The organism is Macrococcoides bohemicum, assembly GCF_003259675.1.
GTDB lineage: Bacteria > Bacillota > Bacilli > Staphylococcales > Staphylococcaceae > Macrococcoides > Macrococcoides bohemicum.
On sequence record NZ_PZJG01000003.1, the window covers coordinates 97,381 to 111,319 of the forward strand.

At 35.8% G+C, this 13,939-nt stretch carries 14 protein-coding genes and 1 riboswitch; all 14 genes read left to right on the plus strand.

Features of this window, described 5'->3' with window-relative positions; genetic code table 11:
* The first annotated feature begins 118 nt into the window (after positions 1-118).
* The 14 genes from BHX94_RS06765 (at position 119) to BHX94_RS06830 (ending at position 13,927) form a co-directional block, all read left to right on the plus strand.
* Positions 119-808 (plus strand): GntR family transcriptional regulator, encoded by a 690-nt coding sequence (locus BHX94_RS06765; protein WP_111745441.1) that lies wholly within the window; start codon positions 119-121, stop codon positions 806-808.
* Positions 809-2,356, plus strand: a complete 1,548-nt coding sequence (gntK, locus tag BHX94_RS06770; RefSeq protein ID WP_111745442.1) for a gluconokinase — start codon at positions 809-811, stop codon at positions 2,354-2,356. It begins immediately after the preceding gene.
* A complete protein-coding gene (locus BHX94_RS06775) occupies positions 2,353-3,720 on the plus strand; it encodes a gluconate:H+ symporter (RefSeq protein WP_111745443.1) in 1,368 nt (455 codons plus the stop codon). Before gntK ends, BHX94_RS06775 begins: the two co-directional genes overlap by 4 nt.
* Positions 3,721-3,893: 173 nt before the next feature.
* Complete coding sequence (locus BHX94_RS06780) at positions 3,894-4,535, plus strand: Bax inhibitor-1/YccA family protein (protein ID WP_111745444.1); 642 nt, start codon at positions 3,894-3,896, stop codon at positions 4,533-4,535.
* Between the two features lie 113 nt (positions 4,536-4,648).
* On the plus strand, positions 4,649-5,362 hold the full coding sequence (locus BHX94_RS06785; RefSeq protein WP_111745445.1) for a YebC/PmpR family DNA-binding transcriptional regulator: 714 nt from the start codon (positions 4,649-4,651) through the stop codon (positions 5,360-5,362).
* A gap of 66 nt (positions 5,363-5,428) precedes the next feature.
* Positions 5,429-5,647, plus strand: a complete 219-nt coding sequence (locus tag BHX94_RS06790; RefSeq protein ID WP_111745446.1) for a hypothetical protein — start codon at positions 5,429-5,431, stop codon at positions 5,645-5,647.
* 53 nt (positions 5,648-5,700) lie between these two features.
* Positions 5,701-6,078 carry a GNAT family N-acetyltransferase gene (locus BHX94_RS06795; protein ID WP_111745447.1) on the plus strand — a complete coding sequence of 126 codons (378 nt, stop codon included), beginning with the start codon at positions 5,701-5,703 and terminating at the stop codon, positions 6,076-6,078.
* Between the two features lie 137 nt (positions 6,079-6,215).
* Positions 6,216-6,995, plus strand: coding sequence for an SDR family NAD(P)-dependent oxidoreductase (locus BHX94_RS06800; RefSeq protein ID WP_111745448.1), 780 nt, complete (start codon positions 6,216-6,218; stop codon positions 6,993-6,995).
* Positions 6,996-7,142: 147 nt separating this feature from the next.
* On the plus strand, positions 7,143-7,523 hold the full coding sequence (locus tag BHX94_RS06805) for a GntR family transcriptional regulator (protein WP_096077201.1): 381 nt from the start codon (positions 7,143-7,145) through the stop codon (positions 7,521-7,523).
* A complete protein-coding gene (locus tag BHX94_RS06810; RefSeq protein WP_111745449.1) occupies positions 7,510-8,412 on the plus strand; it encodes an ABC transporter ATP-binding protein in 903 nt (300 codons plus the stop codon). Before BHX94_RS06805 ends, BHX94_RS06810 begins: the two co-directional genes overlap by 14 nt.
* On the plus strand, positions 8,384-10,291 hold the full coding sequence (locus tag BHX94_RS06815; protein WP_111745450.1) for a hypothetical protein: 1,908 nt from the start codon (positions 8,384-8,386) through the stop codon (positions 10,289-10,291). Before BHX94_RS06810 ends, BHX94_RS06815 begins: the two co-directional genes overlap by 29 nt.
* 50 nt (positions 10,292-10,341) lie before the next feature.
* Positions 10,342-11,829: a phospholipase D family protein gene (locus BHX94_RS06820; protein ID WP_111745451.1), complete on the plus strand. Its 1,488-nt coding sequence runs from the start codon at positions 10,342-10,344 to the stop codon at positions 11,827-11,829.
* A 249-nt stretch (positions 11,830-12,078) separates the two neighbouring features.
* Positions 12,079-12,185: riboswitch (SAM riboswitch) on the plus strand.
* Between the two features lie 70 nt (positions 12,186-12,255).
* Entirely contained in the window at positions 12,256-13,272 is a 1,017-nt protein-coding gene (locus BHX94_RS06825; RefSeq protein ID WP_111745572.1) for a methionine ABC transporter ATP-binding protein, read from the plus strand.
* Positions 13,262-13,927, plus strand: coding sequence for a methionine ABC transporter permease (locus BHX94_RS06830; protein WP_096077196.1), 666 nt, complete (start codon positions 13,262-13,264; stop codon positions 13,925-13,927). Before BHX94_RS06825 ends, BHX94_RS06830 begins: the two co-directional genes overlap by 11 nt.
* Positions 13,928-13,939: the final 12 nt, after the last annotated feature.

A 13,939-nucleotide genomic window follows, 5' to 3' on the forward strand; every position in this document is an offset into this window, starting at 1 on the left:
TTAAACCGTGTATTTTTTATATTTTTTTTGACGATTTTGTAAACGCTTTTAAGTAACCGTTTACAAAAACAAAATTTTAAAGTAATATACTTGTATACAAGTAGACGAGGTGGAAAGAATGCTACCGAAACAGTGGATAGAAAATTTGTCGTCAGGAGAACGTATCGCTTTTCATTTAAGACATAAGATTATTTCTGGTGAGTTAAAAGGTAACGAAAAACTTTCTGAAAATCAATTAGCTACATTATATGAAGTAAGTAGGTCACCTATTCGTGATGCATTAAAGATTCTTGCAAATGATCATCTGATTCGATTAGAACGAATGGGTGCTGTAGTGTGTGCTTTATCGGATAAAGATATTCAGGAATTGTACGATATGCGTATTATGATTGAAGGGTTTGCATTTGAGAAAATTGAGCAGACAACAATAGAAACATTAGTACTCGAACTTGAAAAGAAACTTGAGATGATGCGTGTCGCAGTTAAATTTAATGATGCTGCAGAATTTGCGATGCAGGATATTTTATTTCATCAGACGATGATTGAATCCATTCATCATCAACAACTTGAAAAATTATGGCATGCAATCAAGCCTAATATGTTAATTCTTAATCTGATTGCAATGCAACATCGTATGAATGAAGATAAAGCAGATTTTGAACGAATATTTAATAATCATGAGATGTATATTAAAGCAGTACGCACTCAGGACAGAAAGTTATATAAGAAAGTGCTGCATATTAATTTCGATGATTTAAATGATGAGGTGGATGATTTATTCTACTCTCAAACGAAGGAGGATATTTAAATGTTTATGATCGGTGTTGATATCGGTACGACAAGTACGAAGAGTGTACTTTATAACATGCGTGGAGAAATCATTGCAGTCCACCATAAAGAATATCCATTACTCACGCCTCATAGTGATATTGCTGAGCAAGATGTTCAGCAAATATTTGATGCAGTGATAGAGACGATTGCTCACGTTGTAAAGATAAGTGGAGCAAAAGTTGAGGAAATAGCTTTTGTAAGTTTTTCGAGTGCCATGCATAGTCTGATTTTAATGGATGAATCACATCAACCATTGACGAACAGTATTACCTGGGCGGATAACCGTAGCTATAAATACAGTGAGCTACTCAATCGTGAACATGATGGGTTATCCATTTATCAGCGTACAGGGACACCGATACATCCGATGAGTCCGTTAAGTAAACTGATGTGGTTTAAACATGAAGATGTAGATACATTTCGTGCCGCGAATAAATTTATCGGTATTAAAGGGTATGTGTTCTTCAAATTATTTAATCGTTACGTAGAAGATTATTCGATATTAAGTGCGACAGGATTATTTAATATCAATACATTAGACTATGATGAAAGCGTGCTTGAGCTCCTTGGACTTACGAAAGACAATTTCTCAGAAGCGGTAGATACGACAGAAGTTATTACCGGACTTAATACTGAATATGCCAAACTGATGGGGATTAGCCCTGATACGCCATTTGTCATTGGCGCAAGTGACGGTGTATTAAGTAACTTAGGTGTTGATGCCTTCAAATCTGGAGAAGTTGCTGTAACAATCGGTACGAGTGGGGCTATTCGTACTGTGATTGATGCACCAAAGACAGATGCACATGGCAGATTATTTTGCTATGCGTTAACGAAAGACAAGTGGGTAATTGGCGGACCGGTGAATAATGGTGGCGTCGTGTTGCGCTGGATCCGTGATGAATTTGCATCCAGTGAAGTAGAAACTGCAAAGCGTCTAGGTATAGATAGCTATGAAGTGCTTACAAAGATTGCTGAACGTGTACCCCCAGCGAGTAATGGGTTGATCTTCCATCCATTTTTAGCTGGAGAACGTGCACCATACTGGAATGCCAATGTGCGTGGTTCATTCTTCGGCTTGACGTTATCACATAAAAAAGAGCATATGATAAGAGCAGCTTTAGAAGGTGTCATTTTTAATCTATATACCGTATTTATCGCATTAGGTGTATTGATGGATGGAGAAGTAAAGACGTTGAAAGCGACAGGTGGTTTTGCAAAAAGTGCACTATGGCGACAAATGATGGCGGATATATTTGAACATGAAGTGATTGTACCAGAAAGTGTTGAAAGTTCTTGTTTAGGTGCAGTTACACTTGGACAAGTGGCACTTGGTATTAAACCTGATTTCAGTCATATCAGTGATATGGTAGGCGTAACAAAACCGCACAAACCGATTCACGAGCATGTAGTGATCTACCGTGAAATATTACCGATTTATATGAAGGTAACGAATCAATTGATGGATGTTTATCTAGATATGGCAAACTTCCAGAGAAATCATGAAGGGAATGAAACAGAATGAATTTTATGACAGAACAATGGCCGCTAATCACCGTTTTTATCGCAATATTACTACTGTTATTTCTAATTATGGGACTGAAGTTAAATACCTTTATCTCTTTAATTGTTACAGCATTTACGACAGCATTGTTATTAGGGATGCCGCTAGATAAAGTAGTTGCAACAATTGAAGCGGGTATGGGCGGAACGCTTGGACATATCGCGCTTATCTTTGGGCTTGGTGCGATGCTCGGGAAATTACTCGCTGATGGTGGTGGTGCAACGCGTATTGCGCACACATTGATCGACAAGTTTGGTTTAAAACATATTCAGTGGGCAGTTGTCGTTGCATCATTTATTATCGGTATCGCATTATTCTTCGAAGTTGGATTAGTATTGCTTATTCCAATCGTCTATACAATCGCAAAAGAAACGAAATTACCAGCACTTTATTTAGGTATTCCAATGGCTGCAGCTTTATCAGTAACACACGGATTCTTACCGCCCCATCCAGGGCCGGTTATGATCGCCAAAGAATATGGTGCAAATTTAGGTGAAGTATTATTATATGGCTTTATTATCGGAATTCCGGTTGCTATTATTGCTGGACCAGTCTTCAATAAAATTGCTCAGAAAATTGCACCGACTGCTTATACACGTGAAGGTGATATTTCATCACTCGGTAAAAATGTACATTTTAAAATTGAAGACACTCCAGGATTTTTTATCAGTACGTTAACTGCGTTATTTCCGGTAATCTTAATGTTAATTGCTACAGTAGTGAAATTGATTGTTGAAGCTGGTGGTGTAGCGCCAAATGCATTGATGAAAACAATCTACTTAATTGGTGATGCATCAACTGCAATGTTGATTTCAATTATATTAGCGATATTTACGATGGGATTAAATCGCGGCAGACAGATGAAAGATGTAATGCAGTCTGTTACAGATGCAATCTATCCGATTGGGATGATGATTTTGATCATCGGTGCAGGTGGCGCATTCAAACAAGTATTGATTGATGGCGGCGTAGGTAAACATGTAGAAACTTTATTTACGCATTCAGACTTTTCTCCAATATTATTAGCATGGCTTGTTGCAGCAGTATTACGTATCGCTTTAGGGTCAGCGACAGTTGCTGCAATCTCAACGACAGGTATTGTTATTCCAATCTTAGAATCAAGTGATGTGAATTTAGCGCTCGTTGTACTTGCAACAGGTGCAGGTAGTGTTATTGCCTCTCATGTCAATGATGCAGGATTCTGGATGTTTAAAGAGTACTTTGGATTAACTGTGAAAGAAACAGTGTTAACATGGACCTTACTAGAAACGATTATTTCAGTGAGTGGACTGATCTTTATATTAATATTTAGTATGTTTGTGTAGATAAGACAGCCTTCGGGTTGTCTTTTTTACTTTGAGTACTAATTTAATATATTGATAGGCCATCTTTATAGTATTGAGTTTGACTCTAAAGTCCACAATATTTGTGTAATATGACTAAACAAAGTACAATAATATATACAAAAATAATAATTTTTATAAGAATGAGGGATTTAATGAATAATTATAGTTATCAGGCTCCACAACAAATGTCACATGGCTCTGCAATAAGAAATGCATGGCTATATTTTATGTATTACTGGGTGATTTTTGCGGTTGGAACGTTTGTCGGACAGTTCGTGCCACCAGGTATGCGTATGATAGTTTCAGTCTTAATATTCGCTTTAGTATTAATTTCTTTATTTGTTAAAGCTTCAAGAAAATTTGGCGCTGTCATTTCAAACGTAATGGCATTTGCGCTTGGCGTAGTAAGTTATGCGTCATTTATGTATTATATCGGAACGCTTGGTCCAACTGTATTCTATCAGAACATTGGGTTAGCAATTGGTGCATTCTTAGCATTCGGTGCAATGGGTTACTTCGTCGTTGGTGATGCAACAAACTTAGGACGTCTATTATTCCCGGCGCTTATTGTATTAGTATTAGCAAGTTTTGCAGGAATTTTCATTCAAATTCCGATGTTCCATCTCGTGATTACGATTGCGGGTCTTGCGATTTTCTTACTATATACAATCTATGATTTTAATAGAATGAAACGTGGACAATTTTCACCACGTGAAATGGGCTTTAACTTATTTATTAACTTGTTAAATATCATCATGGATATTTTACGTTTAGCAAGTATTTTAAGAGACTAGCATTATAGAATTTTGGGGAAACACGATTGTTGTGTTTCCTTTTTTTTGTTTTGTGCTAATGAAAATATAAGTGTATAATAATGACATATTAATTTGAAAGAAGCGTGTATATAATGGGGCGTAAGTGGAATAATATTAAAGATAAGAAAGCAGCAAAAGATAAAAATACGAGTCGAATTTATGCAAAATTTGGTCGTGAAATTTATGTTGCCGCAAAATCTGGTGAACCAGATCCAGAATCAAACCAAAATTTAAAATTCGTGCTTGAACGTGCAAAAACATACTCTGTACCAAAACATATCATCGATCGTGCCATTGAAAAAGCTAAAGGTGGCGGTGAAGAGGATTTTGATGAGTTACGCTATGAAGGTTTCGGACCAGGTGGATCAATGTTAATCGTTGATGCTTTAACGAATAACGTAAACCGTACAGCAAGTGATGTGCGTGCAGCTTTTGGTAAGAACGGTGGGAACATGGGTGTTTCTGGTTCAGTAAGTTACATGTTTGAAAACACTGCAGTATTTGGTTTTGATGGTAAGACAGCTGACGAAACATTAGAATTATTGATGGAAGCAGATATCGATATCCGTGACGTGTTAGAAGAAGACGAACATGTAATCGTATACGCTGAACCTGATCAATTTGCAGCTGTACAGAACGCTTTAAAAGAGGCTGGTGTCGAAGAATTCACAGTAGCAGAACTTTCTATGCTTGCACAAAACGAATTACAGTTATCAGATGCTGACTTAGAAGTATTTGAGAAACTAGTCGATGCGATTGAAGATTTAGAAGATGTACAAACAGTACATCACAATGTGGAATTATAACAAAAAATCAGTCAGGATGCGTCCTGACTTATTTTTATGGAAAAATAAAATCAAACAGGTGATAAAATGAGTCAGGAACAGGTGGTATCTGAAAAGAAATTTAGACCAGAAATAGAAGGTCTTCGTGCAGTTGCAGCATTGCTTGTTCGAATCTATCATATATGGTTAGGTAAAGTTTCTGGTGGGGTTGAAGTGTGTTTTGTCTGTGCTTTGTCGAAAATCGTAGTATATTCAGATAAAGGACATATGACACGACGTTTTGTGAAAATATTGCCTTCATATTGAACATGATTTAATGGCATTACTCAAAAATATTAAGTCAAAAGAAGGGGTTAAATATGATTAGACAATTTGAAGTTAATGATATAGATGCCGTTCAGCAGATGAATGCAGCAGAAGGTTGGGATAATCTAGTTGTGCGTCATGAACAGACACTTGCTGCATGGTTAAATAGTGAGAGTTACGTCTTTATTGAAGATGAGCAGGTCGTCGGGTGTGCTAGAGCCATTACGGATGGTCATGTTAGTCTGTATCTTTGTGAGTTGATTACACATCGCAACTATAGAGGTCGTGGTATTGCAAAGGCATTGATTGAACATATTCACCAGTTATACCCGACAACACGCATGGAATTGCTGGCAACAAATGACTCTAAAGGCTATTATGGAAAAAGTTTTAGACCATTTTATGGTTTTAGAAGAACATTTGGAGAATAGTGATAAAAATTGTGCATCTTTTCCGGATACTTGGATTATCCGGAAAAGATGCGCTTTTTATTTTAGTTTCGTAAAAAGGTAATTACTACTATCATCGCATGATTTTTGATATATTTTAGATAAAAGGAGCTGATACAATGAATTTAGGTTTACAAGGAAAAGTCGCAGTTATCACAGGTTCTAGTAAAGGTATCGGAAAAGAAACAGCAACAGTTCTGGCTGAAGAAGGTGCAAACGTCGTTATTGCCAGCCGTCATGAAGATGAACTGATTAAAGTGGTAAAAGAAATTAAAGAGAAAACAGGCAAAGATGTCGCTTATCAAGTATGTGACGTAACAAAAGAAGCTGATTGTAATGCATTTGTTCAAAAGGCAATTGATACTTATGGCAAGCTTGATATATTAATCAATAACGCAGGTAGTGCGTTTGCTAAAAATTTTGAAGAAGTTTCTCTGAATGATTGGCAGGAGGATTTGGATCTTAAACTTTTTGGAGCATTGCATATGTTGCATGCCGCGATTCCAGAGCTTAAGAAAAAAGGCGGTGCGATTGTTAATCTTACAGCTGTAGCAGGTAAGAATCCACCTGCAAACACAACACCAACCTCTGTTACGCGCGCGGCAGGATTGGCATTAACAAAGACACTCAGCAAAGATTTAGCACAATACAATATTCGAGTGAATGCTGTATGTATCGGTTTAATTCGTAGCGGACAAATTGAGAAACGCTGGCAGGAAGAAGCACCGGAATTAACGTGGGAAGAATATGCAAGAGATCCGAAGTTTGGTATTCCATTAGGACGTATTGGCGATACACGTGAAGCAGCGAATGTCATTACATTCTTAGTAAGTGAAGCGGCAAGTTATGTGAGCGGTGTAGCAGTTAATATCGATGGTGGGAAATCACCGAGTTTATAATCTTAACTTCATATATGATTATCTTTGAACACACTAACGTGTGTTCTTTTTTTTTTTTAAAATTTTTACAAATAATGCTTGCAATAATCCGTTCTAGGTGTATTATAATAAGTAGTACAGTTAATACAGTAGAAATGGAGGGGTTATATGATTTCAATTGATAATCGTAGCCGAATCCCAATATATGAACAACTCGTCAATGGATTTAAACTACAGATCATGAATGGTGTATTACAAGCAGATGATCAATTACCTTCTGTTCGTCAATTGGCTCAGGAGCTAACGATTAATCCTAATACCATACAGAAAGCCTATCGTGAATTAGAACGATTAGGCTATACCTATTCAGTACCTGGTAAAGGAAGTTTTGTGAATAAAGTAGAAGACACGATGCAAAAGGAGCGAATTACAATGTTATCTGAATCTCTAGAGAAAATCGTTCAGGAGTTATTGTTCTTAGGCTTAACGAAGGAAGAGATAATAGAAAAGATAGAGTCGATGAGGGGTGATAACGATGATTCAAATTAATGATGTAACGAAAAGATTTGGACATTTCACTGCGGTAAGTGATGCCACGTTAACAATTGAACCAGGGAGTATTCAAGGATTACTTGGAAGTAATGGTGCAGGTAAGACGACATTACTTAAGATGATTGCAGGGATTTACAAAGCTGATAATGGCAGCATTACTTTTAACGAACAAGATATCTTTGAGAATGAAGATTACAAATCTAAGATGATTTTTATATCTGATATACCTTACTTTTTTGGGCATGCAAACTTAGAGGAGATGGCTGATTTTTATCATAAGTTATATCCTGATTTCAGTGTTGAACGCTTTAATCAGTTATCTGAACTGGTTAAGATGAACCCAAAGAAAAAGCTATCTAAACTTTCAAAAGGGATGCAGCGTCAATGCGCATTTATATTAGCCATTGCAGCGCGTCCTGAAGTAATGTTACTGGATGAACCTTTTGACGGACTTGATCCGATTGTTAGACATACGATTAAAAATATTCTCATTCAGGACGTGAGTAATCACGATATGGCATTGTTTGTATCCAGTCATAACTTACGTGAGATGGAAGACTTTTGTGATTCAGTGACGCTGATGCATGAAGGACGTGTACTGATGACACGTGACCTCGATGATTTAAAAGGAAATGTAGCTAAGATTCAGATGGCTTTCAGTTCGTTACCTGATGAATCATTCTATAAAGGGATGAATGTGATTGATAAATCGATAAAAGGTCGTGTTGTGACTTGTATCGTAAAAGACAACCTGGACAGAGTAGAAGAATATATTACAAAAGCAGATCCACTGCTCTATGATATATTACCACTCACATTGGAAGAAATATTTACTTATGAATTAGGAGGGTACGGTTATGCAATCGAAAACATCATTGTGGAATAAATCACTATTCAAAAATTTATCTCGCAACATTATGTTTTTAACTGTGATTAATATCATCTGCACGTTTATTTTAGTGCCGTTCTCCTATTTTATGATGGATGTAGAAGGTACGAATAATATTAGTAAGTATATTATAGGCTCATTAAATACAGCAGGCATTTATTTCTTCGGCACAATGCTCTATGCAGGCTTATGCGGAATTTTCATCACCTATTTTTTAAAGGGACAAGCTGCATCTGATTTTATTCATAGTTTGCCGATTAAACGCCATCGAATTTTAAATACAGTATACGTGACGTACTTTACGCATGTATTCTTCAATTTATTGATAAATGGTATTATCACATTATTATGTGGCATTAAATTTTATGGGATTAATATAGAGAAAGTACTTATATGGATGCTATTAAGCTTATTGATTCATTTGTTTATCTTTAGTCTGACTGTATTATTAAGCTTATTGATAAATAATTATTTAAGTCATATAGTAGGGACAATTGCACTGCTTATTTCCCCGGTAATCATGGGAACGCTAATCTATACGACACATATGGTGTTATTCAAAGGGCTTTCAGAATATCCGGAAATATTTCTAAATGATATAACGATACCATTGAAGTTTATGGAGTATGTGGTGACCGATCGCTACAACTTTATCTATTTAGTTGTGATGTTTATTATTTCAATCGTTATGATAGCACTCTCTTATTATGTATATATGCGACGTCAAAATGAACGTATCAATGAACCTTATGCAAATCAGTTTATCCATTTGATCATTTATTTTATTATGCTGCTTATTGCGACACTACTTGGAGGTTTAATTTTTAGTTCTTTATTTAGTGAGACGAAGATTGTATCGTTAATTATATATATAATCGCGTTTACAGTTGCTTTCATGCTGATGGAAATGATTTCACAGAAATCTGCGCGAATCACATTTGATAAACGACTTTATATCACTTCATTTGGGATTGTAGCATTAGCTTTAATGTTAGTCATCATTTCAGGATATATGCGTGAACAATTTATACCTGATAAAAAAGAAATCTCATCTGTCGCAACAACTTTTGAAGATGCTAATCAAATGTACATGAATCAAAGTTTGCTGAACGATACGAAAGTAAGCAATCAAGCATTTATTGATAGTGTTGTCGATGCACATAAACAATTAAAGAACCCAAAAAAAGGTGTCTATAACAACGATGTAGCAGTCCGTACGATACATATTCAGTATATTATGAATAATGGTCGAGTAGTTGATAGAAATTATGAAGTCTTTGAAAAAGATTATGATAACTACATTAAGCGTGTCAATACAGAAGACAATATGAAAGCGCTAATCACTGCACTTGATCTTAGTAAGCATAAAAAAGATCAAATTTCTATTACCCATGAAGTGAATAATGATTCATTTACGGGTGACAGCATGAATAACAAACAAAAAGAAAAGCTTATAAAAGTTCTGGAAACAAGTATTAAAGAAAGAAGTTTTAATTCAAATCTTGAAGCAGGAAGAACAAAGTATAGCATTACTTTCGATTATGAACATGTTAAATCGAATGGAATGGTTACCGAGTCTGGAAGTTATGACGTTCCGATTTCGATATACGATACGAAGTTAATACAATTTCTAATTGATGAGGAAATCATCTCTGAGCCGAGTGATGTAATAAAAGATGGTAACGTATATGAACTTCCTCGCAAAACATCTTTTGAACATGTCAGAAATATTGAATCAATAAGTGATATTAAAGGTGCTAAAAAAATAGACAGAAAAGATTTTAAACGCATGGTAAACGCACAACAGATTGATTCAAAAGGGCAACGAATCTTCGTTATTGATAGCCTGGAAAAATCATTTATATTTATGAAATAAGCAGGGATTTTCCCTGCTTTTTGTTATAATTTTATATATGGAGGTGTGCTATGCCGAAAAAAACGAAACAAGTAACTAAATCTAAGCCTAGAAATAAACGCAGAAAAAAGAAATTTGGTTTCAAAAAAATTGCGCTCATCTGCTTTGGCGCATATATTGTTTGTGCGATATATGGTGCCAATAAGCCATTACCTGGTGGCGTGTCGAAATGGTTTGATTATAGTAAGACGAATGATGCTGAAGTGTTGATTGATAATACATATGAGAAAGATAAAGTGATGCATTACGATCACGAAATCTTTAATGCTCAATTACAGGCAATTCGCGATGCACAGGACTTTATTATTCTGGATATGTTTTTATTTAATAATGCTTATGATGGTGAAATTGAATTTCCTAAATTAACTGAACAATTAACGGATGCATTAGTTGCTAAAAAGAAGGCTCAACCGAATATTAGAATATATATGTTAACTGACCCGATCAATTCATTCTACGGCAGTTATACACCTGAGCATTATAAAAAGTTGCGCGCTAATGGTATTAACTTATACGAGACGAATTTAGTAGCACTAAGAGACTCTAATCCAGTATATTCAGGTTTCTGGCGCCCAACATTACGTTGGTTTGGTAATAATGAGAATGGATTAATTACCAATATTTTTTCTAAAGATGAACCGAATGTAACGGTTCGTGGATTTGGTAGATTGCTCAATATGAAAGCTAATCACCGTAAAACGTTAGTAACAGAGAAGACTGCAATTATTGCTTCAAGTAACCCACATGATCCGAGTGGTCATCATCAAAATGTTGCATTAAAAGTAAGAGGTCAGATTCAGGAAGATTTAATCAATAGTGAAGTACATGCGATGAATATGAGTGGTGCAGATTTAAGAGTTGATGATTTTAAGATCAATGCACGCGCATTTAATAATGGTATGAATTATACGACAACACTAGTTACTGAAGGGAAGATTAAAGCTGCTCTGTTAGAAGAGATTGGTCGAATGAGTGATGGAGATTCTATTAAGATGGGCATGTTCTATATTGCTGATCGAGATATTGTAAAATCTTTAATTAATGCAAGTAAACGTGGTGTAGATGTGCAGTTAATTCTAGATATAAATAAAGAAGCATTCGGTAAAGAAAAACCGGGCATTCCGAATAAACCGGTTGCACACGAGTTAATTGCAAAGTCAGATGATAACATCAAGATTAAATGGGCAGTGAGTCATGGTGAACAGTATCATGCGAAATTTACATTGCTGAAAGATAACGATAAGCATGAATCGACTTTAATCTTAGGAAGTGCGAATTTAACAAGACGTAATGTCGGTGACTTAAATCTAGAGACGGATGTTATGATTTCTGGACAATCGAACTTACCGGTATTTACTAAGATTGATCAGGATTTTGATGCGAAATGGGATAATACTTATGCGCATGTAACAGATCATTATGATGTAAAGAAGGATCCTTCATTCTTGAAATCAGTAATATATCGTATTCAGGAATTTAGTGGATTATCAAGTTTTTAAAAATGGTATTTGATGGCCGACAAACTGGATTTATCGGCCAAAAATCCACAAAATTATAGGGAAATCGAGACTGATGGCCGACAAACAGTATTTATCGGCCAAGAATCCACAAAATTAGAGGGAAAATGAAAATGATGGCCGACAAACTGGATTTATCGGCCAAAAAAATCCCCATTTCAAACTTTTTTTAAAAAAATGTTGTTGACAGATAATTTGATTCACTGTAACATGTAAAACAAATTAATAATTATTTTATCAAGAGAGACAGAGGGATATGGCCCGATGAAGTCTCAGCAGCGGACTCTAATTTAGAGCACTGTGCTAATTCCATCAAGCTCACGCTTGGCAGATAAATTCGGACGTATAACGTGCATTTAGCTACCAGCTGAGTGCACGTTTTTTATTTTGGGAGGAGAAAAAATGGGAATCATTGAAATTGATCACGTGACTAAAACGTATCAAACAAAGAAAGGTTCGATCAATGCACTAGATGATGTATCGCTTTCAATCGAGAAAGGTCAAATCTATGGCATTGTGGGATATTCAGGTGCTGGGAAATCAACTTTACTCAGGTTAATTAATCGACTTGAAGCGCCATCTTCTGGTCATGTATATGTTGAAGGTAGAGATATCGTTGGATTAAAGGAGAAAGATTTACGTAAACAGCGTCAAAATATTGGCATGATATTTCAGCAGTTTAATTTATTTAAAGCAAAGACAATCAGTGATAATATTCGTTATCCTTTAAAGCTAACGAAACAATATTCTAAAGCTGAAATCGAGCAGCGTGTGGACGAATTACTGGCATTTGTCGGTCTTGCTGATAAGAAAGACGATTACCCAAATCAGTTATCCGGTGGACAGAAGCAGCGTGTAGGTATTGCAAGAGCGTTAGCAACGAATCCTGATATATTACTTTGTGATGAAGCAACAAGTGCACTGGATCCTGAAACGACAGATGAAATATTAAACCTGTTAAAAGATATCAATGAAAAGCTTAATATCACGATAGTGATCATCACCCATGAGATGGAAGTTGTGAAATCAATTTGTGAAGAAGTAGCTGTAATGGAAAAGGGCAGAGTGGTTGAGAGTAACAAGGTATTTGAACTATTTACTACACCTGTTCATCCAACAACAAAGCGTTTTGTGCATAGTGTACTGAATGATGACATCCCTAAAGATATTAATGTTACGAATCGTAAACTATATCGATTTATCTTTAATCATGAACAAATTCTTGAGCCGGTATTGAGTAAGATTGGTAGAGCAAATCATGTTGATTTTAATATTTTGTATGGCGGTATCACCGAGTTAACTGATAGATTATTTGGTAATTTATTAATCGAAGCAGTTGGTGATGTTCAAAATATTCAAAGTGCCTTATCAGAAATAACACAGCACGGCATAGAAGTAAGGGAGGTAGAAGGATTTGAAAACTGATTTAAGTACATTCTGGCCAGTAATATTAGAGCACACGATCAGCACACTCATCATGGTAGCAATAACACTAGTTCTTGCTACGCTGATTGGTTTACCGTTAGGCATACTGCTCTATGCAACTGGCAAAGGTAATATTTTAGAAAATAAGGTGTTAAATACAATTTTGAACGCAATCATCAATACAATTCGACCGATTCCGTTCATTATTTTCCTCGTAGCACTGATTCCGATTACTAGATTTTTAGTAGGTACATCTATCGGGATATGGGCAGCGATATTTCCGATGACGTTAGCTGCATCATTATCTATTGCGCGTGTTGTGGAAAACAATATCGTTTCAGTAGATCGTGGTGTAATTGAAGCAGCGCAGTCTATGGGTTCAAGTAAGTTTGATATTTTATTTAAAGTATTAATTCCGGAAGCAGCAGGAGCCCTCATTTTAGGGTTAACCTTTACTACCGTATCACTCATCGAGTTCTCTGCAGTAGCAGGTCTTGTTGGTGCTGGTGGCATAGGGTATCTCGCTTTTACATATGGCTATCAGCGCTTTGACGTTGTAGTCATGTTTATTACAGTGCTTATATTAATTGTTTTAGTTCAGATCACACAATTTATCGGTAACAAAGTAGCAAGCATATATACAAGTCGTTTATAAAAAAGGAGAATG

Coding starts and splice junctions, on each gene's coding strand:
- BHX94_RS06780 (WP_111745444.1), top strand. CDS start 3,894: ATGAATAATTATAGTTATCAGGCTCCACAACAAATGTCACATGGCTCT.
- BHX94_RS06815 (WP_111745450.1), top strand. CDS start 8,384: ATGCAATCGAAAACATCATTGTGGAATAAATCACTATTCAAAAATTTA.
- BHX94_RS06805 (WP_096077201.1), top strand. CDS start 7,143: ATGATTTCAATTGATAATCGTAGCCGAATCCCAATATATGAACAACTC.
- BHX94_RS06775 (WP_111745443.1), top strand. CDS start 2,353: ATGAATTTTATGACAGAACAATGGCCGCTAATCACCGTTTTTATCGCA.
- BHX94_RS06810 (WP_111745449.1), top strand. CDS start 7,510: ATGATTCAAATTAATGATGTAACGAAAAGATTTGGACATTTCACTGCG.
- gntK (WP_111745442.1), top strand. CDS start 809: ATGTTTATGATCGGTGTTGATATCGGTACGACAAGTACGAAGAGTGTA.
- BHX94_RS06785 (WP_111745445.1), top strand. CDS start 4,649: ATGGGGCGTAAGTGGAATAATATTAAAGATAAGAAAGCAGCAAAAGAT.
- BHX94_RS06820 (WP_111745451.1), top strand. CDS start 10,342: ATGCCGAAAAAAACGAAACAAGTAACTAAATCTAAGCCTAGAAATAAA.
- BHX94_RS06790 (WP_111745446.1), top strand. CDS start 5,429: ATGAGTCAGGAACAGGTGGTATCTGAAAAGAAATTTAGACCAGAAATA.
- BHX94_RS06795 (WP_111745447.1), top strand. CDS start 5,701: ATGATTAGACAATTTGAAGTTAATGATATAGATGCCGTTCAGCAGATG.
- BHX94_RS06800 (WP_111745448.1), top strand. CDS start 6,216: ATGAATTTAGGTTTACAAGGAAAAGTCGCAGTTATCACAGGTTCTAGT.
- BHX94_RS06765 (WP_111745441.1), top strand. CDS start 119: ATGCTACCGAAACAGTGGATAGAAAATTTGTCGTCAGGAGAACGTATC.